At 72.2% G+C, this 22762-nt stretch carries 20 protein-coding genes; 13 read left to right on the forward strand and 7 right to left on the reverse strand.

The window, feature by feature from the left end:
- The first annotated feature begins 306 nt into the window (after positions 1–306).
- Genes E3N83_RS00920 through rodA form a run of 5 tightly spaced genes read left to right on the forward strand, consistent with a single transcriptional unit; the run spans position 307 to position 6149 of the window.
- A complete protein-coding gene (locus tag E3N83_RS00920) occupies positions 307–1335 on the forward strand; it encodes a rod shape-determining protein (protein WP_151081556.1) in 1029 nt (342 codons plus the stop codon).
- A complete protein-coding gene (gene mreC / locus E3N83_RS00925) occupies positions 1335–2309 on the forward strand; it encodes a rod shape-determining protein MreC (RefSeq protein WP_151081557.1) in 975 nt (324 codons plus the stop codon). Before E3N83_RS00920 ends, mreC begins: the two co-directional genes overlap by 1 nt.
- Complete coding sequence (mreD, locus tag E3N83_RS00930; RefSeq protein WP_151081558.1) at positions 2306–2812, forward strand: rod shape-determining protein MreD; 507 nt, start codon at positions 2306–2308, stop codon at positions 2810–2812. Before mreC ends, mreD begins: the two co-directional genes overlap by 4 nt.
- A 17-nt stretch (positions 2813–2829) precedes the next feature.
- Positions 2830–4980: a penicillin-binding protein 2 gene (mrdA, locus tag E3N83_RS00935; RefSeq protein WP_151081559.1), complete on the forward strand. Its 2151-nt coding sequence runs from the start codon at positions 2830–2832 to the stop codon at positions 4978–4980.
- On the forward strand, positions 4977–6149 hold the full coding sequence (rodA, locus tag E3N83_RS00940) for a rod shape-determining protein RodA (RefSeq protein ID WP_238343002.1): 1173 nt from the start codon (positions 4977–4979) through the stop codon (positions 6147–6149). The genes mrdA and rodA overlap by 4 nt, the downstream gene beginning before the upstream one ends.
- A 53-nt stretch (positions 6150–6202) precedes the next feature.
- Here the strand turns inward: rodA and E3N83_RS00945 are convergent, their stop codons facing one another.
- The 3 genes from E3N83_RS00945 to E3N83_RS00955 are packed head-to-tail and all read right to left on the reverse strand — an operon-like array spanning position 6203 to position 8356.
- Positions 6203–6751: a hypothetical protein gene (locus E3N83_RS00945; protein WP_151081560.1), complete on the reverse strand. Its 549-nt coding sequence runs from the start codon at positions 6749–6751 to the stop codon at positions 6203–6205.
- The gene (locus E3N83_RS00950) at positions 6748–7230 is read right to left on the reverse strand and encodes a hypothetical protein (protein WP_151081561.1); all 483 of its coding nucleotides are present in this window, start codon (positions 7228–7230) and stop codon (positions 6748–6750) included. The genes E3N83_RS00945 and E3N83_RS00950 overlap by 4 nt, the downstream gene beginning before the upstream one ends.
- Positions 7211–8356: a hypothetical protein gene (locus tag E3N83_RS00955; RefSeq protein WP_151081562.1), complete on the reverse strand. Its 1146-nt coding sequence runs from the start codon at positions 8354–8356 to the stop codon at positions 7211–7213. Before E3N83_RS00955 ends, E3N83_RS00950 begins: the two co-directional genes overlap by 20 nt.
- 133 nt (positions 8357–8489) lie before the next feature.
- Here E3N83_RS00955 and E3N83_RS00960 point away from each other — a divergent pair, with 133 nt between their 5' ends.
- The 5 genes from E3N83_RS00960 (at position 8490) to E3N83_RS00980 (ending at position 13934) form a co-directional block, all read left to right on the forward strand.
- Positions 8490–10193: an MDR family MFS transporter gene (locus E3N83_RS00960; RefSeq protein ID WP_151081563.1), complete on the forward strand. Its 1704-nt coding sequence runs from the start codon at positions 8490–8492 to the stop codon at positions 10191–10193.
- A gap of 118 nt (positions 10194–10311) precedes the next feature.
- Positions 10312–11229 (forward strand): TIGR03086 family metal-binding protein, encoded by a 918-nt coding sequence (locus E3N83_RS00965; RefSeq protein ID WP_151081564.1) that lies wholly within the window; start codon positions 10312–10314, stop codon positions 11227–11229.
- A 44-nt stretch (positions 11230–11273) separates the two neighbouring features.
- The gene (locus E3N83_RS00970; protein ID WP_151081565.1) at positions 11274–11489 is read left to right on the forward strand and encodes a hypothetical protein; all 216 of its coding nucleotides are present in this window, start codon (positions 11274–11276) and stop codon (positions 11487–11489) included.
- 90 nt (positions 11490–11579) lie between these two features.
- Positions 11580–13541: a TIGR03960 family B12-binding radical SAM protein gene (locus E3N83_RS00975; RefSeq protein WP_151084758.1), complete on the forward strand. Its 1962-nt coding sequence runs from the start codon at positions 11580–11582 to the stop codon at positions 13539–13541.
- Between the two features lie 72 nt (positions 13542–13613).
- Positions 13614–13934: a DMT family transporter gene (locus tag E3N83_RS00980; protein WP_151081566.1), complete on the forward strand. Its 321-nt coding sequence runs from the start codon at positions 13614–13616 to the stop codon at positions 13932–13934.
- Between the two features lie 10 nt (positions 13935–13944).
- On the opposite strand, the gene E3N83_RS00985 is transcribed toward E3N83_RS00980, so the two are convergent.
- From E3N83_RS00985 to E3N83_RS01000, 4 genes are all read right to left on the reverse strand, one after another.
- A complete protein-coding gene (locus E3N83_RS00985; protein ID WP_151081567.1) occupies positions 13945–14556 on the reverse strand; it encodes a hypothetical protein in 612 nt (203 codons plus the stop codon).
- 9 nt (positions 14557–14565) lie between these two features.
- Positions 14566–15153: a GNAT family N-acetyltransferase gene (locus E3N83_RS00990; protein WP_151081568.1), complete on the reverse strand. Its 588-nt coding sequence runs from the start codon at positions 15151–15153 to the stop codon at positions 14566–14568.
- A gap of 4 nt (positions 15154–15157) precedes the next feature.
- The gene (locus tag E3N83_RS00995) at positions 15158–16156 is read right to left on the reverse strand and encodes a potassium channel family protein (RefSeq protein WP_202879290.1); all 999 of its coding nucleotides are present in this window, start codon (positions 16154–16156) and stop codon (positions 15158–15160) included.
- A 79-nt stretch (positions 16157–16235) separates the two neighbouring features.
- Complete coding sequence (locus E3N83_RS01000; RefSeq protein WP_238343003.1) at positions 16236–17417, reverse strand: MFS transporter; 1182 nt, start codon at positions 17415–17417, stop codon at positions 16236–16238.
- A gap of 76 nt (positions 17418–17493) precedes the next feature.
- Here E3N83_RS01000 and E3N83_RS01005 point away from each other — a divergent pair, with 76 nt between their 5' ends.
- The 3 genes from E3N83_RS01005 to E3N83_RS01015 all read left to right on the forward strand — a co-directional run bounded on the left by E3N83_RS01005 (position 17494) and on the right by E3N83_RS01015 (position 22762).
- On the forward strand, positions 17494–18669 hold the full coding sequence (locus tag E3N83_RS01005) for a winged helix DNA-binding domain-containing protein (RefSeq protein WP_151081570.1): 1176 nt from the start codon (positions 17494–17496) through the stop codon (positions 18667–18669).
- 10 nt (positions 18670–18679) lie between these two features.
- Positions 18680–19399 (forward strand): TIGR03936 family radical SAM-associated protein, encoded by a 720-nt coding sequence (locus E3N83_RS01010; protein ID WP_191907898.1) that lies wholly within the window; start codon positions 18680–18682, stop codon positions 19397–19399.
- A gap of 366 nt (positions 19400–19765) precedes the next feature.
- A complete protein-coding gene (locus E3N83_RS01015) occupies positions 19766–22762 on the forward strand; it encodes an Rne/Rng family ribonuclease (RefSeq protein ID WP_151081571.1) in 2997 nt (998 codons plus the stop codon).

The following is a 22762-nucleotide window of genomic DNA, read 5'->3' on the forward strand; positions in this document are numbered from 1 at the left end:
CGCACCCACGTACCGCCATCAGCGGGCATGGACGCCTGGTCAGTCCGCTGACGGGTTGGTCGAACGTTCGACCAACCGGCGGGGGAGACCAGGACGCCGCGCCTGAGCAGGGGTGAACTGGCTCGTCCCCCGCCGTAAGCGGTCCGGCAGTGCACAAAACCGCAGGTCACGCGGCGTGGCACCAGAGCCGGGGCCGGGCGCGAACCTAACCTGCCACTGGGTCGGCGTGCGCTGCGCCGCACCTACGGGGGCGCAGGTGCGGCGCCCTCTTCCCCACGTACGACGCGAATCCTGCGAGGCGAGCGCATGGCGAACAGCTTCATCGGCCGTGACATGGCGGTCGATCTCGGGACCGCCAACACTCTGGTCTACGTCCGCGGCCGCGGGATCCTGCTCGACGAGCCGAGTGTGGTGGCGCTCAACCAGACCACGGGAGAGATCCTCGCGGTGGGTCACGAGGCCAAGCGGATGATCGGCCGCACCCCCGACAACATCAGCGCCATCCGGCCGATGAAGGACGGCGTGATCGCCGACTTCGAGGCGACCGAGCAGATGCTGCGCTACTTCATCCAGCAGGTGCACCGGCGCCGCTACTTCGCCAAGCCCCGGATGGTGATCTGCGTCCCGAGCGGGATCACGGCCGTCGAGCAGCGGGCCGTCAAGGAGGCCGGCTACCAGGCCGGAGCGCGGAAGGTCTACATCATCGAGGAGCCGATGGCGGCCGCGATCGGCGCCGGGCTTCCAGTGCACCAGGCCGCCGGGAACATGGTCGTCGACGTCGGCGGCGGCACCACCGAGGTCGCGGTGATCTCGCTGGGAGGCGTGGTCACCAGCATGTCCATCCGCACCGCCGGCGACGACCTCGACGCCGCGATCGTGGCGTGGATGAAGAAGGAGTACAGCCTGATGCTCGGCGAGCGGACCGCCGAGGAGGTCAAGATGACCCTGGGCTCGGCGTTCCCGACCTCCGACGAGCCGGAGGCCGAGATCCGCGGCCGCGACATGATCAGCGGCCTGCCCCGGTCGGTGGTCGTCTCCAGCGCCGAGGTCCGCAAGGCCCTCGAGGAGCCGTTGCACGCGATCATCGACGCTGTCCGCTCCACCCTCGACTCGACGCCCCCCGAGCTGGCCGGCGACATCATGGACCGCGGCATCGTGCTCACCGGCGGCGGCGCTCTGCTGCGCGGCCTCGACGAGCGGCTGCGGCACGAGACCGGGATGCCGGTGCACGTCGCCGAGGACCCGCTCTCGAGCGTGGCGATGGGCGCAGGCAAGTGCGTGGAGGAGTTCGAAGGCCTCCAGCAGGTGCTGGTCTCGGAGCGTCGGCGGTACTGATGCGGCTCCCTACCCGGACGTCGAGTCCCCGTACCTCGCGCCTGCTGCGGGGCTACCGACCGCTCCGCCCCGGCCCCGACTCGTTCGACACGCGCTCCGACCGCGCCCGGCTGCGCTCCCGGATGGTCGCGCTGGTGCTCGCCTGCCTGACCCTGATGACCCTCGACCACCACCCCGGCTCCGGTTCTCCCCTGGAGCCGGCGCGCTCGGCGATGGGGTCGTTGTTCGGCCCCGTGGAGTCGGCGACGTCGGCGGCGATCCGGCCGGTCACCGACCTCGGCGGCTGGCTGCACTCGCGCAAGTCCATGCAGAACGACATCGCGACGCTCCAGGCCGCCAACGCCCGGCTGCGCTCCCAGGCCGCGACCACGCAGTACGCCCGCAACCAGCTGGCCGAGTACCAAGGCCTGACCTCGGCCGCCGGGACCCTCGGTCAGGCGCTGGTGCCGGCGCACGTCGTGGCCTACGGCCCGGCACAGTCGTTCTCACGCACGGTGACCATCGACGCCGGTTCCAAGGCCGGGGTCACCCCCGACCAGACGGTGCTGAACGCCGACGGGCTGGTCGGCCGGGTGCTCCGGGTGACCGCGACCACGGCCACCGTGCTGCTGATCGTCGACACCGAGTCGGTGGTCGGGGGCCGGGTCGGGGCGAGCATGAAGGTCGGCTTCCTGCACGGCGAGGGTGGCCTCGGCGACCACGGCTCACTGGACCTCCAGCTGGTCGACGCCACCCAGGCGCCGGCCCAGGGCGACACGATCGTCACCTGGGGCAGCCACGACGGGGCGCCCTACGTCTCGGGCGTGCCGATCGGCCGGGTCACCACCGTGTACGCCAGCCTGCGGGAGAGCACCCAGCGGGCGGTGATCAAGCCGTTCGTCGACTTCGCCGCGCTCGACCTGGTCGGTGTCGTCGTACCCTCCGGCACGCACAGCGACCGGGGCATCATCGAGGCCGACGGGTCGCTGCAGTGAAAGCGCTGAGGGTCGCCGTGGCCGCGGCGCTGGTGCTGGTCGCGCTCGTTCTCCAGGTGGCGGTCTTCCCGCATCTGGCCTGGGACGGGATCGTCCCCAACTTCTGCCTGCTCGTGGTGGTCGCGGCGGCGCTGGTGCGCGGCCCGGGCTTCGCGGCCACACTCGGCTTCTTCGCGGGCCTCGCGCTCGACCTGGCGCCGCCGGCCGACCACGTGGCCGGGCGGTGGGCGCTCGCCCTGGTCGTCGTGGGGTACGTCGCCGGGCTGATGCGCCAGGACACTCGCTCGTCGGCGACCACCGTGGTCGCCACCGTCGCGGCGTCGTCGTTCATCGGCACCTCGGTCTATGCCCTGTCGGGCGTGATCCTGGGCGACGCGGTCGCCGGCTCCGGTGACCTCGTCCGGGTGATCCTGGTCGCGCTGCTGTGGGACGTGCTGCTGACGCCCTTGGTGCTGCCCGCAGTGATGCGGCTGCTCACTCGGCTGGAGCCCGCGAGAGCCTGATGACTCCGACGACACCGATGACGAAGCCAACCTCGCCCCGGACCACCAGTGAGCGGTCGCGCCTGCGCCTGGTCGTCGTCCGGGTGCTCGTCTTCTCGCTGTTCGCCACCCTGTTCGCGCGGCTCTACTACCTCCAGGTGGTCTCCGGCGAGGCCTACCACGCCCAGGCGGCCTCCCAGTCCCTGCGCGAGGTCGTGGTCCAGCCCCAGCGCGGGTTGATCGTCGACGACCAGGGCCGGCCGCTGGTCGCCAACCGGATGTCGTGGTCGGTGTCGGTGGACCGCAACCTCCTCGCGAAGCTGAGCTCGCACGACCGCACGGTGGTGCTGGACCGCCTGGCCACGGCGGTCGCGACACCGGTGCATCGGGTGCGTGAGGCCCTGGTCACCTGCGGAGATCCGGGCAGTGTGCGCGGCCGCTGCTGGAACGGCTCGCCGTACCAGCCGGTGCCGGTCGCCGCCGACGTCCGCCAGTCGGTCGCGCTGCGGATCCTCGAGCAGCCCGAGGACTATCCCGCGGTCGTCGCCCAGCAGCAGAGCGTGCGTGCCTATCCCCAGCCGTACGGCGTGAACCTGGCCGACGTCGTCGGCTACCTCAGCCCGATCACCGCCGGCGAGCTCCAGCACGCCCGGCAGCAGCAGGACCCCTCGCTCAACGCCGCCAGCACCGTCGGCCGGGCCGGCGTCGAGCAGGAGTACGACCGCTGGCTGCGGGGCCGCCCCGGCTACCAGCGGGTGGCCGTCGACTCCATGGGCCGGGTGCTCGGCTCGGACGGCACGGTGGCCGGTCACCCCGGCGACACCCTGGTCACCTCGATCGACGCCAAGGTCCAGGGCGTCGCCGAGCACGCGCTGGCCCAGGCGATCCGCACCGCCCGGGCGACCTACGACCCGGTGACCCATCGCAACTACCGCGCCGACTCCGGTGCCGCGATCGTGATGCAGGCGCGCACCGGCCGGATCGTGGCGATGGCCAGCCAGCCGACGTACGACCCGTCCGAATGGGTCGGTGGCATCTCCAGCAAGCAGCTGGCCCGGCTCTACTCCCCGAAGTCCGGTGACCCCCTCCTCGCCCGGGCGCTCCAGGGCCAGTTCGCCCCCGGGTCGACATGGAAGCCGTTCATGACCGTCGGGGCGCTCAACAACGGCTACCGGCCGAGCACCCGGCTCGACTGCTCGTCGGGCTTCCAGGTCGGCAGCCGGCTCTTCCACAACTACGAGTCCGAGTCGCTGGGCTACATCGACTTCGCCAAGGCCCTCCAGTACTCCTGCGACACCTTCTTCTACCGCGTCGGCTACCACTTCTGGCAGAAGTTCGGCTCCGACCCCACCAACCTGAACGCCCGTGACCCGCTGGTCGCCGAGGCGAAGGCCTTCGGCTTCGGGAGGCCCACCGGCATTGACGTGCCGGGGGAGTCCGCCGGCCGGATCGCCGACCGGCACTGGAAGCTCGCCTACTGGAAGGCGATGAAGGGCTACTACTGCAAGATCGACCGCAACAACCCGCCCGGGACCAGCGCCTACCTCCGCCTCTTCGCGCACGAGTTCTGCCTCGAGGGCAGCTACTACCGCGCCGGTGACGCGGTGAACTTCGCGATCGGTCAGGGCGACACCCTGGTCACCCCGCTCCAGCTGGCCCGCGCCTACGCCGCGCTGTCCAACGGCGGCACCCTCTACGAGCCGCGGATCGGCAAGGCGATCGTGAGCCCCGGCGGGCGGGTGATCAAGCGGATCCGGCCCCAGGTGCAGGGCCACGTGACGGACCCCGCGCACGCGATCGCCTACGACAACAACGCGCTGCTCGGCACCGCCAAGGTCGGCACGATGGCCTGGAAGATGATCGGCTTCCCGCTCGACAAGATCCACATCCGCTCCAAGACCGGCTCGGCGGAGGTCTACGGCAAGCAGTCCACGTCGTGGGTGGCGTCGTACGACAAGAACTACGTGGTGCTGATGATGGTCAGTCAGGCCGGCACCGGCTCGGGCTCCTCCGGGCCGTTCGTGCGCAAGATCTGGGAGTCGTTGTACGGCGTGCACGGCACCGCCGTGGACCGGCGCCGCGCCGACATCCCCGGGGTCGTCGCTCCGACGACGCTGCCGTCCTTCCTGCCCGACGGCTCGATCCTGCCGCCTCGCCCGCTCGGCGGCCACGCGAGGAGCTCGCAGTGAACGGTCACCTGCGCACCCCCGGCATCGACCGGCTGCTGATGCTCGCCGTGGTCGGGCTGCTCGTGCTCGGCACGCTGCTGGTGTGGTCGGCCACCTACCACCGCACCGATCTCACCGGCGGCGACTCGTCGGCGTACCTGAAGAAGCAGCTGGTCAACGTCTGCATCGGGCTGGTCCTGATGGTCGTGGTGATGGCGACCGACCACCGGTGGGTGCGGATCGTGGCACCGCTGGTCTACCTCGCCTCGATCGGCGGGCTGGTGCTGGTGCTCACGTCCGGGACGACCATCAACGGGTCTCGCTCGTGGATCGACGTCGGTGGCATGTCCATCCAGCCGTCGGAGTTCGCGAAGCTGGCGGTGGTGATCGGGATGGCGCTGCTGGTGGCCGAGCGGGCCGAGGGTCGCCGAGCCAGGGTCGGCGCGGTCGAGGTGGTCGCGATGCTGGTGATCGCGTCGGTCCCGGCGGCGCTGATCATGCTCCAGCCCGACCTGGGCACCCTGCTGGTGCTCTCGGCCACCGTGTTCGGGGTCCTGGCCGTGGCCGGCGCCCCGCGGCGCTGGCTGGCGCTGCTAGCCGCCGCGGGCGCGGCCGCTGCCGTGGGCGCCTTCGCCGGTCACCTGCTCAAGCCCTACCAGGTCGACCGCTTCCTGGCCTTCACCAACCCGAACCTCGATCCGCGCGGCGCCGGGTACAACACCGAGCAGGCCCGGATCGCGGTCGGCAACGGTGGGCTCCTCGGGCAGGGGCTCTTCCACGGCTCACAGACCCAGGCCGGTTTCGTGCCCGAGCAGCACACCGACTTCGTGTTCACCGTCGCCGGTGAGGAGCTCGGCCTGGTCGGCGCCGGGCTCCTGATCGCGCTGCTGGCGATCGTGATCTGGCGGGCCCTGGCGATCTCCTCGCTGTCCACCGACGTCTTCGGCCGGGTCGCCGCGGCCGGCATCGCCTGCTGGTTCGGATTCCAGGCGTTCCAGAACATCGGGATGTGCCTGGGGATCATGCCGGTGACCGGCGTACCCCTGCCCTTCGTGTCGTACGGCGGCTCGTCGATGTTCGCGGGCCTGCTCGCGGTCGGCCTGCTCCAGAACATCCACCTGCGGGCCACCGCGTCGCTGCCCACCCGCTACGCCCGCCCGGTCCGCCACGCCCCCGCGTCAGCTCGCTGAGGCCCTCCCGGGTCACGGGGCGCCGGAGACCCACGGCAACGGCGTCGGGAAGGTCACCGGCCGCGACCCGGACGGGAACCGGACCGGCTGCGGGGGCGCCCGGGGATGAACCGCCCGGCCCGCATCGCCAGCTCCCCGAGCCGCTCGGCGGCGGGGTCGTTGTGGGCGGCGGTGAGATCGTCGGCGACCGACGTGAGGTCCCAGGGCTCTCCGGCGGCGCGGGCGGCGGCGGCGTCGTTGGCCGCGACCGCCCACAGCTCGTAGGCCGGGTCGATCGCGTACGGCTGGTCGAAGCCGTCGAAGCGGGTGAACCACGAGGTGTCGACCTCGATGTCGCGCCCGAAGACCGCCCGCTGGTGCAGGCTGCCGAGGTACTGCTCCTTCGCCGACTCCAGCACCAGCCAGCGCCGGTCGGTCGCGACGAGCAGGAAGCGGTCCTTCTCGGAGAAGAACGGCCAGACCGTCGCCGCCGCGGCCTTCACCGCCCGACCCAGGCGGGACGACGCGGGGATGACGACGTCCAGGCTCTCGCCGGGTTCGAGGAACGGCGCGACACGCGGCCGGATCTCCTCGCGGGCTCGCACGACGTCGTGGCCGTTCACGGCGCCGGCTCGTCGAAGGGTGGCCCGTCGAGGGTCTGCTGGTAGATCGCGTCGTGCTCGATCCGGGCGACGGCCAGGGTGAGCTGCAGATCGGCGGCGACCGCCTCGGGGTCGACACCCACGGCCAGGGCCTCGTCCGGCACCGATACGGGTGCCAGGTCGGCGTCGGCGAAGTGCTCCCGCGCCGCACCGAAGGCGTCCGCGAGGAACGCCTCGCCGTCGGCACCGGCCCGACGGGCGAAGACGTCGTCCCAGCTGAGCCGGCCGGCGCCGACCTCCCGGGCCAGCCGCCGCAGCGACTCCGGCGCGGTCGGGCTCTCGGCGGCGCGGTGGAGCAGCGCCCGCGTCTCGGCGTCGAGCCCGCGGCGCCGGCGCTCGTCGAGGAAGGCGCGGTTGTCGGCCAGCTCGCGGTCGACCCGGTCGGTCTCCTCGCGCAGCGGGGCGAGCACCGCGTCGATCTCAGGCGATGCCCGGTGCACCGGGGCCTCCGTAAGGGCCGGTCGGCGTGTCACCGAGGTGCGACAGGTGGTCGAGCCGGGTCGGGATCGAGCCGAGCTCGCCGATCAGGTCCTCGAGCTTGGCCACCTCGGCGGAGATCGCCTCGGGGATGTGGGTGGCCAGGTGGTAGAGGTCCACCAGCTTCTCGAAGCCCTTGACGGCCAGGTCGGCCGCGGTGATCACGTGCTTGACCAGCATCACGATCTTGTAGGCGCGGTAGAACGCGACCAGCGCCTCCTCGCACTTCTTGGCGGCCACCGCCTCGCCCACCCCGCACCACCAACCGGCGGCCAGGGCGACCGCGCCGATCTCGACGTCGTGGACCACGCTCTGGAGCAGGTCGACGCACTGCTTGTAGAGCGACTCCCACGTGTCGGCCAGCTGTCCCAGGGCGTACTGGATGGCCAGCGGGATCTCGGCCTCGCCGTGCAGGCCGTTGCCCAGGCGTACGCCGTACTCGTGGAAGCTGGTCGCGGCGACGCCGTCCCAGACGCCGTCGACGTTGGCGGTGTTGAGGAGCACGTCGTCTGCGTGCGCGGTGAGCATCCGCGAGACGTCGGCCCAGGACTCGCCCCGTGCGGTCAGCGTGGTCCAGTTGCCGACGATCTTGTCGATCGGCTCGGTGATGTGGTGGCCGGTGAACTTGTGGAAGACCCAGTCGATGGCGCGGACGTCGGCGTCCATCCCGTGCCGGATCTTCGCGGCCGGGTCGGACTCGATGCCGTGGCAGCTGGCGTAGACGTGGTGCTCGGACCAGGCCTCCCCCGAGCCGAGCGGCGCGTCGTGCTGGCTGCCGACCGCGACCGCATTGCGGTCCATCGCCTCGGCGACGGTGTGGTCGACGCGGGAGTAGTCGTCGGCCGTGCGGGTCAGCGCCGTGCCGGTGCCGGCGACCACCCGGGCGAGGTCGTCGTAGTGGTTGCCGAACGCCGTTGCGGTCGCGTGGATCGCCGGGGCGATCACGTCGAGCAGCCCGTCCATGTCGGCGGTCTGCCCCGCCTCGACCCGGGTGGCCTGGCCGGTGGCACCGACGTTGCTGATCCCGAAGGTGTGGAAGTGACCGCCGAACGCTCGCAGCTGCGGGATCTCGACCTGGAGCTCGCTCATCGGTGGTCCTCGGGTGTCGTGCCGCCCACCGACCCGATGCGGTGCGCGGTCGAGGTGGAGGTTGCCCGGCCCGGGAGGACGTCAAACCGGGAGTTTTTCCGTTGATTTGAGCAACCGATAGGATTCACTCTCGATGAGCACCCCACCCTCCGCCGCCTCGACCGCCCCGTCCGAGACGGGCGAGTACTCCCACGCCCAGATCCTGACCATCCTCGGTGGGCTGATGATGGGCATGTTCCTCGGCGCCCTCGACCAGACCATCGTGAGCACGTCGATCCGCACCATCGCCGACGACCTCAACGGTCTGTCGGTGCAGGCGTGGGTCACCACGGCGTACCTCATCACCTCGACGATCACGACCCCGATCTACGGCAAGCTCGGCGACCTCTACGGCCGCAAGAAGCTGTTCATGTTCGCGATCACCGTCTTCATCGGCGGCTCGGCGCTCTGCTCGTTCGCCACCTCGATGTACATGCTCGCGGCGTTCCGCGCCGTCCAGGGCATCGGCGCCGGGGGGTTGTTCACCCTGGTCCTGGCGATCATCGGCGACATCGTCTCCCCGCGCGAGCGGGCCCGCTACACCGGCTACTTCATGGCGGTCTTCGGTACGTCGAGCGTCCTCGGCCCCGTGATCGGCGGCTTCTTCGCCAGCCACGCGGTGATCCTCGGCGTGACCGGGTGGCGCTGGGTGTTCCTGGTCAACGTGCCGATCGGGATCGCCGCCCTGTTTGTGGTCTACCGCACCCTGCACCTGACCCATCAGCGCCGCGAGGCACGCATCGACTGGTGGGGCGCGGTCACGCTCGTGGTCGGGCTGGTCCCTTTGCTGATCGTCGCCGAGCAGGGCCGCGAGTGGGGCTGGTCGTCGCCGCGATCGATGGCCTGCTACCTGATCGGTGCGGCCGGTCTCGGAGCCTTCGTGTACGCCGAGCGGCGGATGGGTGACGACGCCCTGATCCCGCTGCGGATGTTCCGGACCCGGGCCGTCGCGGTCGGGATCGTCGCCAGCGTCATCGTCGGTGCGGCGATGTTCGGCGGGATCATGCTGCTGCCGCTCTACATGCAGATCGTGCACGGCGCGTCGCCGATGCGGTCCGGCTTCCTCATGCTGCCGATGGTGGTGGGCATGATGAGCGCCTCGATCATCTCCGGCCAGATCATCTCCCGCACCGGCCGGATCCGGGCGTTCCCGATCCTGGGCTCGGGGCTGATCTTCCTGGCCATGTTCGCGCTGTCCCGGATCACCGCCGACACCAACCTGCTGCTGGTGATGGCCGTCATGTTCGTGCTCGGCTACGGGCTGGGCAACTGCATGCAGCCGCTGCTGCTGATCCTCCAGTCCGCCGTACCCCCGCGTGACATCGGCGTGGCCACCTCGTCGGCGACGTTCTTCCGCCAGATCGGCGGCACCCTCGGCGTCGCGATCTTCCTCTCGGTGCTCTTCGGCAGCGTGGGCGGCAACATCAAGACCGCGATCGTCTCCGAGTCGTCGACCCCGGCCTTCCAGCAGGCGGTGCAGACCGCGTCGCACAGCGCCAACCCGCTCGACCGACAGGTCGCCGACGCGTTCCTGCACCAGACCCCGGGCGGGGGTGTGCTGGCCCAGGTGAAGGACGACTCCTCGATCATCCAGCGGATGCCGAGCGTGCTGGCCCACCCGTTCAAGGTCGGCTTCGCCGACTCCATGGACACCGTCTTCCTGCTCGCGGGCGGCGTGGCCGTGCTGGCCTTCCTGGTCCTGCTGCTGATGCCGAAGGTCGAGCTGCGGGCCACCTCGGCCAGCGCCGCGACCCGCTCCGAGGCGGCCCCGACGGCGCCGGTGACCGACCAGGTCTGAGCGCCCCGGCCCGCCCGGGCCATTCCGTCGTACGCCGTCGGGTGCCACCATGAGAACCGGCACCGGGCACTGTCTCGGACCACGACCGGCCCGGGCCGCCTAGGGGCGGGAGACGCAGATGGACGTGGGCACCCTCTACCGGCGCACGGTGGCCGGCTGGACCGACCGGGTCGGTGCGGTCGGTCCCGACCAGTGGGGCGACCCGACGCCCTGCACGGCCTGGACCGTGCGCGACCTGGTCAACCACGTCGTCGGCGAGGACCGCTGGACCGTCCCGCTGATGCGAGGGCTCACCATCGAGGAGGTCGGCACCAGCCTGGACGGCGACCTGCTCGGGGACGACCCGGTCGCCCGGGCGCGAACTGCCGCTGCCGAAGCGGTCGCGGTCGTCGCCGAGCTGCTGCCCAGCGGCGGCACCGTGCACCTGTCGTACGGCGAGGAGCAGATGGCGGAGTACGTCCACCAGCTCGCGGCCGACCACCTGGTGCACGCCTGGGACCTCGCCGCGGCGACCGGTGGCGACACCGCGCTGGACGACGACCTGGTCGCCGAGGTGGCCGGGTGGTACGCCGAGCGCGCCCCTCTCTACCGGGGCGCCGGCATGGTCGGTCCGCGCGGGGTCTCGCGGGGCGGGGCCGCGGGCGACTTCCTCGCCGACTTCGGACGCGATGCCGCCTGGGGTCCGACCCACGCGGCCCTGGCCCGCTTCTCGGCCGCCTTCGGGCGGGGTGACGTCGACGAGATCATGGGCCTGATGACCCAGGACTGCATCTTCGAGTCGACCGGGCCGGCTCCGGACGGGGAGAAGCACGAGGGGGCGGCCGAGGTCCGGGTGATGTGGGAGGAGCTCTTCAACGACGCTCATCGACCGTCGTTCACCGAGGAGGAGTCGTTCGTCAGCGGCGATCGTGCGGTGCTCCGCTGGCTGCTCCAGTGGACCGAGGACGACGGCAGCCCCGGGCACGTGCGCGGGGTCGACGTGATGCGGCTGCGGGACGGGCTCGTCTACGAGAAGCTCTCCTACGTCAAGGGCTGAGTGTCTCGACTGACCCGACGCAGCCCTGTGTTTGGATGTCGTCCATGAGCAGCTCGGACTCGATCGACGCCCCCGCCGACACCCCTCCGCACCCGGAGCCCACCGCCGCCTCCGACATCGACCCCGCGATCGCGGAGGCCGTCGACGGTGTGGCCAACCGGTTCGGGGTCCCGGGCCTCGAGCAGATGATCGCCTACGCCGACGACGCCCTGGACGACGCCCGGGCCGCGCTCGACCGGCTCGCCGAGGTCGTGGACTAGCCCCGTCCCGCAACGGGATTCCCCGTGGCCCGTCCCTGCGACGTAGGCTGACGGTTTCCCGATCTGCTGAGGTGTGCCGTGCCCGCTGGACTGTCCGTCTTCCCGCGCCTGGAGCCGAGGCTCCCGTCGGTGTCGAAGCCGATCCAGTACGTCGGCGGCGAGCTGAACTCCACGGTCAAGGACTGGGAGTCCGTCGACGTCCGCTGGGCCCTGATGTACCCCGACGCCTACGAGGTCGGCCTGCCCAACCAGGGCGTGCAGATCCTCTACGAGGTGCTCAACGAGCGCGAGTGGATCCTGGCCGAGCGGTCGTACGCCGTGTGGCCGGACATGGAGGCGGTGATGCGGGCGGGTGACGAGCACGGCCCGATCCCGCAGTTCACCGTCGACGCCCACCGTCCGGTGCGCGATTTCGACGTGTTCGGGATCAGCTTCTCCACCGAGCTCGGCTACACCAACCTGCTCAACGCCCTCGACCTGGCCGGGATCCCGCTGCATGCCGTCGACCGCGGCGACGACGACCCGATCGTGCTCGCCGGCGGCCACGCGGCGTTCAACCCCGAGCCGATCTCGGACTTCGTCGACGCGGCGGTGCTCGGCGACGGCGAGGAGGTTGTGCTCGCGATCTCCGAGGTCGTCCGGGAGTGGAAGGCGGAGAAGCAAGGCCCGGGGGGCTCGGCCATGACCCGGGACGAGCTGCTGCGCCGGCTCGCGGTCTCGGAGAACATCTACGTTCCGAAGTTCTACGACGTCGCCTACGCCGAGGACGGCACCATCGAGGCGGTCGTCCCCAACAAGCCCGGGATCCCGTTCCGGGTGCGCAAGCACACGCTGATGGACCTCGACGCCTGGCCCTACCCGGCCAAGCCGCTGGTACCGCTGGCCGAGACCGTGCACGAGCGCTTCAGCGTCGAGATCTTCCGCGGCTGCACCCGCGGCTGCCGCTTCTGCCAGGCCGGCATGATCACCCGGCCGGTGCGCGAGCGCTCGCTGCAGACCATCGGCGACATGGTCGAGAACGGCATCCGGACGTCCGGCTTCGAGGAGGTCGGGCTGCTCTCGCTCTCCAGCGCCGACCACACCGAGATCGGCGAGGTGGCCAAGGGCCTCGCGGACCGCTACGACGGCACCAACGTCTCGCTGTCGCTGCCCTCGACGCGGGTCGACGCCTTCAACGTCACCCTGGCCAACGAGCTGTCCCGCAACGGCCGCCGCTCCGGGCTGACCTTCGCGCCCGAGGGCGGCAGCGTCCGGATGCGCAAGGTGATCAACAAGGCGGTCGACGAGGACGACCTGATCCGCACCGTCGCCACGGCGTACGAGAACGGCTGGCGCCAGGTGAAGCTCTACTTCATGTGCGGCCTGCCCACCGAGACCGACGAGGACGTCCTCGAGATCGCCGACCTGGCGACCAAGGTGATCGCCAAGGGCCGCGAGGTCACCGGGCAGAACGACATCCGCTGCACGGTCTCCATCGGCGGCTTCGTACCCAAACCGCACACGCCGTTCCAGTGGGCGGCCCAGCTCGACCACGTGACCACCGACGAACGGCTGAAGAAGCTGCGCGACCTGGTCCGGGCCGACAAGCGCTACGGCCGGGCGATCGGCTTCCGCTACCACGACGGCAAACCCGGCACGATCGAGGGACTGCTCTCGCGCGGCGACCGCCGCGTCGGCGCGGTGATCGAGGAGGTGTGGCGCGACGGCGGCCGCTTCGACGGCTGGTCGGAGCACTTCTCCTACGACCGCTGGGCCGGGGCCGCCGAGCGCGCGCTGGCCGGCACCGGCGTCGACGTCGACTGGTACACCCTGCGCGAGCGCGACTACGACGAGGTCCTGCCGTGGGACCACCTCGACTCGGGGCTCGACAAGGACTGGCTCTGGTCCGACTGGGAGGACGCCCTCGCGGTCGCTGCCGACCCCGATGCCGTGCCCGAGGTCGAGGACTGTCGCTGGACTCCCTGCTACGACTGCGGCGTCTGCCCGGACCTCGGCACCGAGATCCAGATCGGCCCCACCGGCAAGCAGCTGCTCCCGCTCAGCGTCGTCTGACGCTCGCCCCCGGACCCCCGCGGCCCGTTACCGTCGTCGGGTGCACGAGTCGCCCACCATCCCGAGGCCCCGATGACGACCTGGCTGCTCCTCGGCGCCGCGATCGTCTCGGAGGTCACCGCGACGCTCTCGCTGAAGCGAGCGCTCGACCGCCCGGCGTTCTACGTCTTCGTGGCGCTGGGCTACCTGCTGGCCTTCGTCCTGCTGTCCCTGACGCTCCGCGAGGGGCTCGGCATCGGGGTGGCGTACGGCGTCTGGGCAGCGCTCGGCGTCGGCCTCACGGCCCTCGGCTCCCGGGTCTTCTTCGGCGAGCCGATCACCCCGGTGATGGTCGCGGGCCTGGCCCTGATCGTCGGCGGCGTCCTGCTCGTGGAGATCGGCTCGCCACACTGAGCCTTGGCGGTCAGCCCGCGGTGCCCCGGTGCCCGCCGTACGACGCGACGAGGGCGTCCGCCACCCGTGCGGCGTCGGCGTCGGCGACGTCGGAGGGGTACTCCGGCAGCAGGTCGTCCCAGACCACCAGCCAGGAACCGTAGAGCTGGGCCTGGCCCTCGGGACGGGCGAAGAGCCACACGTGCAGGTGGGCGCCGCCGTCACCGATCCGGTAGACGTGGCACCGGCTGATGTGGGGCAGGGCCTCGACGTGCCGGGCCAGATGGGTGGTGAGCACGCCGAGCTCGGCGGCGCGGTCGTCGGGGAGGTCGTCGAGGTCGTGGTGGTCACGCGGGTGCAGCATCAGCACGAGCGGCACCCCGACCCCGCCGATCCGGGTCAGCCGCCAGTGCTCGTCGAGCCAGATGCCCTCGTCGCGTCGGGTGCACGACGAGCAGGCCGCGGGGTCCTCTCCGTGCCGCTCCGGCTCGGGGACGACGGGCGGCCGCAGCCGCGACACCCGCAGCCCCTCGGCCTCGAACGGGCTGACGTCCCACCCCGTCATCCGCGCCAGCGGCAGCCGCTGCTCCTGGTCGGCCGCGGCGAGGGCATGGGTGTAGAAGTCGTCCGGCGAGAGAGGCATGGAGGAACGCTAACCGAGCGAGGGTGAAGCCCCCGTGGTCGGCCCGGACGTCGCCTGCCACTCGCGCCGGAGCAACCCGTAGACCCAGGAGTCCGACACGTCGCCGTCGACCACGCAGTCCTCCCGCAGCGTGCCCTCGAGCACGAAGCCGAGCTTCTCCAGCACCCGGGCCGAGGCGGCGTTGCGGGTGTCCGCCTCTGCCTGCACGCGGTTCAGGTCCAGGGTCTCGAAGGCCCAGCCGAGCACGGCGGACGTCGCCTCGGTCGCGTAGCCGTGGCCCCACGCCTCCTCGTTGAGGACGTAGCCGAGCGAGGCGCTTCGGAAGTCCGGGTTCCACCGGCTCAGCGCGCACCAGCCGAGGAAGGCCGTGTCGGAGACCCGCTCGATGACCAGCCGGGCGCCGCTCCCTTCCTCCTCGATCTTGTGGCAGTTGGCGAGGAACTGCTCGGTCCGCGCCGGGTCGGTCCAGGGTGGCGAGTCCCAGTAGCGCAGCACGGTGGCGTTGCTCTGCAGCGCGTACAGGGCCTCGGAGTCCCGGACTGCGAACGGGCGCAGGCGCAGGCGTTCGGTGTGCAGCGTGGGCGTGGGCAGCGACATGACGTCAGCGTGCCCCGAGGCGGCTGAGCTCGTCGAGCTCGGCCTGGGTCCCGAGGGCGATCAGCACCGCACCGGTGGGCACGACGACGTCGGCCCTCGGGTGCGGCTCGAACGGCTCACCGACGCCTCGACGGATGGCGAGCAGCAGCGCGCCCGTGCGCTCCTGGACGTCGAGCTCGCCCAGGGACCGCCCGACCATGGTCGAGCCGTCCGCGACCTGGATCTGCTGGATCCGGAAGTCGAGGTCCTCGTCGTGCATCACGACGTCGAGGAACTCCGCGACGTCGGGCTGGAGCGCGAAGCCGGCCATCCGTCGACCGCCGATCCGCTGCGGGTTGACCGCCCGGCTGGCCCCGGCCAGCAGCATCTTCGCCTTGGCCTCGGTCGTGCGGGCCCGGGCGATGATCACCAGGTCGGGTCGGATCGCCCGGGCCGAGAGGGTGACGTAGACGGTGTCGGTGTCGGTGTCCAGCGCCGCGATCAACGCCCGGGCCCGCTCGATGCCGGCGTCGCGGAGCACCGAGTCGTCGGTCACGTCTCCGCACAGGTGGTAGCTGAGCCCCGGGCCGAGCTGCTCGAGCCGCTCCGCCTCGTTGTCGACCACCACCACCTCGTGCCCGTTGGCGGCGAGGTACTCCGCGGCCGCCCGGCCGACCCGCCCGTAGCCGCAGATGATCACGTGTCCGGTCATGGCTGCGATGACCTTGTCCATGTGGCGCCTCTCCAGATGTTCGCGCAGGCGGCCCTCGGTGACCGCCTCGAGGATGACACTCAGGCTGTACAGAACGGTGCCGACGCCGAGGAGGATCAGCGCCATGGTGAACACCTGGCCGGCGGGCGTCAGCGGGCGCACCTCCCGGAAGCCGACCGTGGCGACGGTGGTGACGGTCTGGTAGAGCGCCTCCAGGAGCGTGAAGCCGAGCAGCAGGTAGCCGACGGTGCCGACGAACGTCACCACGGCAAGGGCGATCAGGGCCCCCGTGATCCGCCGCACACTCTCCACGGCCCCACCCTTCCGCATCCGGCGCCCGGAGTCTCGCTCCGTCGCGCGCGCGGGCACCGGACCCGGGCCGAACCGGCCGCTACCGGCCCAGCTGGTCCTCGAGGTACGCCGGCCGGCCGGCGTAGGCGCCGACGGCCAGGAGCGGGAGCACGAGCACGAGCAGCAGCCAGAGCGGGAGGGTCCAGCCGCCGGTGGCGTCGTACACCGTCCCGATCACGAACGGCCCGATCGCGGCGATCAGGTAGCCCAGCGACTGGGTGAACCCGGACAGGGCGGCGGTGCCGTCCGGGGTCCGGGCGCGCAGTCCGATCAGGGTGAGCACGACCGGGAAGACGCAGCAGCCGACACCGACCAGCAGCGCCGCGGGGATCGCCAGGGCGTGAGCGTCGACCAGCAGCAGGGCGTAGCCGGCGAGGTAGCAGCCGAGCACGGCCACGATCACGACGCGCTGGTCGGTACGACGTGCGGCAGCGGCCGGCAGCCACAGCGACAGGGGGATGCTGACCCCGGCGACGACCGCAACCAGGAGTCCGGCCTCCTCCGCGGAGTAGCCCGCGTCCCGCCACAGCTGGGGGAACCAGCCGAAGATCGAGTAGGCCTGGAGCGACTGGAGGCCGAAGAAGAGCGCCATCGCCCAGCCGATCCGGGTGCGCGCGACGTCACCGAAGGAGATGCTGCGCGCATCGCTCTCCAGGTGCCGGTCGTGCGCGGCCAGACCGAGCCAGGGCACGATCGCGACCAGGGCGGTCAGCGACCACAGTCCCAGCCCCGCCCGCCAGCTGCCGAAGGCGTGCGAGACCGGGACCGTGAGCAGGAAGGCCGAGGTCAGGCCGATCGCCAGGGCGGTGGTGTAGATCGCGGTGGCCCGGCCGATCCGGTCCGGGAAGTGCAGCTTGACCAGCGACGGGATCAGCACGTTCGCCGTCGCCATGCCCGCCAGGGCCAGCGCGCTGAGCGCCAGGAAGGTCGTCGAGTCGGCCACGGCAGCCCGGCCGCCGAGCCCGACGACGACCGCGACCAGCGACAGGGTGATCGACCGGTGCAGCCCCGCCCGCCGGGCGAAGGCCGGGGCCAGGGCGCCGAACACCGCGAAGGCCAGCACCGGCAGCGAGGTGAGCAACCCGGCCTCGGCCCCGGAGAGGCCGAGCCCGCGGCGTACCTCGGCGAGCACGGGGCCGACGCTGACCGCGGCCGGCCGGAGGTTGAAGGACAGAAGGACGAGTCCGGCCAGGACCAGGGCGGTACGACGTGGCGCGGACACCACGGGATGGTGTCACCCGATGCAGGAGGAGACCACATCGCCGAGACCTGTCGGCGCGCTCCGGCAGGATGACGCCATGCGGCACATCGGCGACGACGAGCGGCGCGCCCGGCTGGGGGTGAGGCACGGCCTCGCGGCGCCGGTGGCCGACACCCTGGCCGCGGCCCGGGCGGTCACCTGCCTGCACGCCACCGAGCCGGCGTCGGTCCACCTGGCGGCCTGGGCCCGCTCCGGGGCGAGCCGTGATGAGGTGGATGCCGCGCTCTACGACGACCGCAGCGTGGTCAAGCAGCTGGCGATGCGGCGCACGGTGTTCGCCTTCCCGCGCGAGCTCCTGCCGGCCGTGTGGGGCAGCGCCAGCGCCCGGGTGGCCGGCCAGCAGGAGCGCCGGCTCGCCAAGGAGGTGGCGGACGCCGGCGTGACCGACGACGGGGAGGCGTGGGTCGCCGACCACCTGTCCCTGGTCGAGGCGCTGCTGCGCGAGCACGGGCCGCACACCGCGGCCGAGGTGCGGGCCGCTCTCCCCGCTCTCGACGCGAGGGTGACGCGGGGCAAGGGCACCTACCAGGCCGAAGTGGCGCTCTCCGGCGGCGTGATCACGGCGCTGGCGGCCTCCGGTGCGATCGTCCGGGGCGACAACGACGGCGGCTGGAAGACCTCGCGACCGCGCTGGACCTCGACCGCCCAGTGGCTCGGCGCTCCGGCCGACCCGTGGCCGGAGCCCGAGGCGTACGCCGCCCTGGTCGCGGCCTGGTTGCGGAGCTTCGGGCCCGGCACCGAGGACGACCTGGTCTGGTGGCTGGGCGCGACCAAGGCCGCGGTGCGGGCCGCCCTCGGTGCCGTCGACGCGGTCCAGGTCTCGCTCGACGGGGGAGTGGTGGGCTGGGTGCTGCCCGACGACCTCGACCCGGTGACCGCCCCGGGGCACTGGGCCGCGCTGCTGCCGGCCCTCGACCCGACGACGATGGGCTGGAAGGGGCGTGGCTTCCACCTCGGCGAGCATCTGGACCGGATCTTCGACCGCAACGGCAACGGTGGGCCCACGGCCTGGTGGGACGGCCGGATCGTCGGCGGCTGGGCGCAGCGCGACGACGGCGAGGTGCTCGTCGTACCCGCTCAGGACCTGCCGGCCGCCGCGCGCCGGGCCCTGACGGCCAGGGCTGCCGAGCTCACCGCCTGGCTCGACGGCGACGTGGTGCGTTCGGTCTACCAGTCGCCCCTCGCCCGGGAGCACCTGGCGACCCTCGCCTAGATTGCTCCTCGTGCGAGCCCAGCCCGAGCAGCAGGCACCTCCGGTGCAGCGACTGCGGATCCGCTACGCCAAGCGGGGGCGGCTCCGGTTCACCAGCCACCGCGACTTCAGCCGGGCCTTCGAGCGCGCCCTGGTCCGCGCCCGGATCCCGATGGCCTACTCGTCGGGCTTCAACCCCCACCCCCGCATCTCCTACGCCGGAGCGTCACCCACCGGCGCCGCCAGCGAGGCGGAGTATCTCGAGATCGGGCTCGCCGTCGTGACCGATCCGGACGAGGTCGCGACGATGCTCGACGAGGCCCTCCCCGACGGGCTCGACGTCGTCGCGGTGGTCGAGGCCGGCGGCGGGAGCCTCGCCGACCGGCTCGACGCGAGCCGCTGGCGGATCGACCTGCCCGACACGCCCGAGGCGGTGCTGTCCGCGGCCGCCGAGTCGTTCCTCGCCGCCGAGTCGGTGGAGGTGGAGCGGATGACCAAGAAGGGGCTCCGCACCTTCGACAGCCGGGCCGCCGTGCTCGCGCTGGGCGTGACGTCGTACGACGCGGGCTCCCGGCTCGAGGTCGTGGTGCAGCACACCGTCCCGTCGGTGCGTCCGGACGACGTGCTGTCCGGGCTCCGGCACTGCTCCGGGCTGGAGGTCGACGGGACCCCGCTGGTGACCCGGCTGGAGCAGGGGAGCTACGACGCGACGACCGGCCTCCTGCGCGACCCCTTCGGGTCCGGGGGCTGAGACCGGCGCGGCCCGGGTCGCGAGGATGGGGTGGTCGTCGGGTCGGATGTGCGATACTCCGGGTGGTTGCTCGAAGCGGCGTGCCGTGCCGAACGACCCGACGACGTTCTCGCCGGTCCGTTTCCTGGGCCGGCACATTGGGACCAGGTCGTCACCCGACCGCGACGCAGCCCGGCTGGAGCAGGTGAGAGCGCCCCAGCCGCGAGGGCGAGGCGACCGCGGTTGGTGACGAGATGGCGTCAGTGACGCATCCGCGGAGGATGTCGCCGCCACCCGAAGGCTTTGCGCCCTCGACTCTGTCCGCTCGGGTCGGAGGCGTCGGACACCGTCCGGTGCTGCAGCGCAGTGACCGGGCCGAGGAGCACCATGCTCGACCAGGACGATCACGACAGCACGACCACCTCCGAGGCGCCGACCGGCGCCGGCGAGGCCGGTGCGACCGCCCCCAAGGCGCGGGCGCCGCGCAAGCGGGCCGCCAAGAAGGCGGCGGCACCGGCGGCCGAGACCACCACCGAGGCGACGGCCCAGACCACGGCCGAGCCGGCCTCGGAGCCGGCGCCCGTGACCGGCGACGCCACGCCGGCGGCCAAGAAGGCCGCGGCTCCGCGCAAGCGCACCTCGACCCGCAAGACCGCGGCCACCGCCGCGCCGTCGTCCGCCCCGGAGGCCCCGACCTCCGCCGAGCCGGCCTTGGCCGCCGACCGCACCGACCAGCCCGCCGACGGCGAGGCCGCGCCGGAGAAGCCGAAGCGGGCACCCCGCAAGCGGACCGCCAAGGCCGCCGCGCCGGCGTCCGACGAGGCCACCGACGGCGCCGCGGGCGCGACCGGAGACGACTCGGCTGCCGCCACCACGACGGCCGTCTCGTCGGCGGTCGTCGCACCCCTGTTCCAGGCGCCCGAGCCGACCACGGCTCCCGCCCGTCGTACCCGCAAGACGGCAGCGGCCGAGCCCGCCGCCGAGAGCCCTGCTGCCGACGGTGCCGCTGACGCCGATGACCGCGACGTGGCAGCCGACGACGCCACCGGCGAGGACGGCGAGAGCACCGCACGCCGCAAGCGGCGCCGCGGCGGCCGCCGTCGCCGCAAGAGCGGCGAGCCCGGTGAGTCCGACCAGGCCGGTGCCGAGTCCGACGAGAGCAGCGACGGGACCGACGACGAGGCCGCGCCGTCGGCCGACGCCGCCTCGGAGACCCCGGCGGCAGGCGAAGGCGAGTCGACCTCCTCGCGCCGGCGGCGTCGTCGTCGTCGGTCCGGCGACGACGGCGGCGACAACGGCGGCGACGACCCGGCGAACACCGTCACCCGGGTCCGGAGCAGCCGCAGCGCCAACGACGAGATCACCGCCGTCTCCGGGTCCACCCGCCTGGAGGCCAAGAAGCAGCGCCGCCGCGAGGGCCGCGAGGCCGGCCGGCGCCGGGCCCCGATCGTCAGCGAGGCCGAGTTCCTGGCCCGCCGCGAGTCGGTCAACCGGGTGATGGCGATCCGCCAGAAGGGCGACATCACCCAGATCGCCGTGCTTGAGGACAACGTCCTGGTCGAGCACTACGTCGCCCGCGAGTCGCAGACGTCGCTGATCGGCAACGTCTACCTCGGCCGGGTGCAGAACGTGCTGCCCTCGATGGAGGCGGCGTTCATCGACATCGGCAAGGGTCGTAACGCCGTCCTCTACGCCGGCGAGGTCAACTGGTCCTCGCTCGGCCACAAGGAGGGTCAGCCGCGCAAGATCGAGTCGGTGCTCTCGTCGGGGCAGATGATCCTGGTCCAGGTCACCAAGGACCCGATCGGGCACAAGGGCGCCCGGCTGACCAGCCAGGTCAGCCTGGCCGGCCGCTTCCTGGTCTACGTGCCCGACGGCACCACCAGCGGCATCTCGCGCAAGCTGCCCGACACCGAGCGCAACCGCCTCAAGACGCTGCTCAAGGACATCGTCCCCGACACCGCCGGCGTCATCGTGCGCACCGCCGCCGAGGGTGCCGCCGAGGACGAGCTCACCCGCGACGTCGAGCGGCTCAAGGCCCGCTGGGAGGACATCGAGAAGAAGGCCGCCAACAAGGGCTCCGGCGCGCAGCTGCTCTACGGCGAGCCGGACCTGACTCTGAAGGTCGTCCGCGACCTGTTCACCGAGGACTTCGCCAAGCTGGTGATCGAGGGCGACGACGCCTGGGAGACCGTGCAGTCGTACGTCGTGCACGTGGCGCCCGACCTCGAGGAGCGGCTGGAGCGCTACGATTCGACCAAGGGCCAGGACGTCTTCGCGGCGTACCGCATCGAGGAGCAGATCAAGAAGGGCCTGGACCGCAAGGTCTGGCTGCCCTCGGGTGGCTCCCTGGTGATCGACCGCACCGAGGCGATGACCGTCGTCGACGTCAACACCGGCAAGTTCACCGGCTCGGGGGGCAACCTCGAGGAGACCGTCACCAAGAACAACCTGGAGGCGGCCGAGGAGATCGTCCGCCAGCTCCGGCTGCGTGACATCGGCGGGATCATCGTCGTCGACTTCATCGACATGGTGCTGGAGTCCAACCGCGACCTCGTGCTGCGCCGTCTCGTCGAGTGCCTCGGCCGCGACCGCACCCGGCACCAGGTCGCCGAGGTCACCTCGCTCGGCCTGGTGCAGATGACCCGCAAGCGGATCGGCACCGGCCTGCTCGAGTCGTTCTCGCACGACTGCCCGACCTGCCACGGTCGCGGCGTCGTGGTGGAGGAGGCTCCCGTCGAGCCCCGGCAGAGCGAGGACGAGCCGCGTCGTGGGCGTCGTACCCGCGCCAAGGGCGGCAGCCAGGACACTCCGGCCGAGCCACCGGCCAAGCCGTCGGCACCCTCGCCCAAGGACATCGCCGCGATGGCCCGCCACGAGCGCGCCGAGGCCGACGCCGAGACGCCTGAGGCCGCGACCGGCGAGCCCGAGACGCCCCATCCCGAGTCCACCGAGCCCGAGTCCACCCAGCCCGAGTCCACTGAGCCCGAGTCCACCGAGCCCGCCGAGCCGGTGACCGAGTCGACCGACGGTGCGGTCGAGCAGACCGATGGTGTGGTCGAGGTCGAGAATGCGCCTGAGACCGCCGTGGTCCCCGAGCCCGAGGTCGAGGCCGAGGCCACCTCGCAGAGCGAGCCCGAGGTCGAGGCCGAGCGGGAGCCCGAGCCGGCCCCCGAGGCCCCGGCGGCGCCCGAGCCGCCCCGGGTGGTCACCCGGACCCGCCGTCGTTCGGCGAGCCGGCCGGCCGGGCCACCGGCCTCCGGTACGCCGACGGACGGCACAGCAGCCGACCCCGGCACGGGGTCCGACGCGGTCGAGCCCGGCGACGAGGGTCATGCCCTGCACGTGCCGGTCAAGCGCAAGGGTGGCGCCCGCAAGCGCTGA

The sequence above is a fragment of the Nocardioides cynanchi genome (assembly GCF_008761635.1).
In the GTDB taxonomy this organism is placed as follows: domain Bacteria; phylum Actinomycetota; class Actinomycetes; order Propionibacteriales; family Nocardioidaceae; genus Nocardioides; species Nocardioides cynanchi.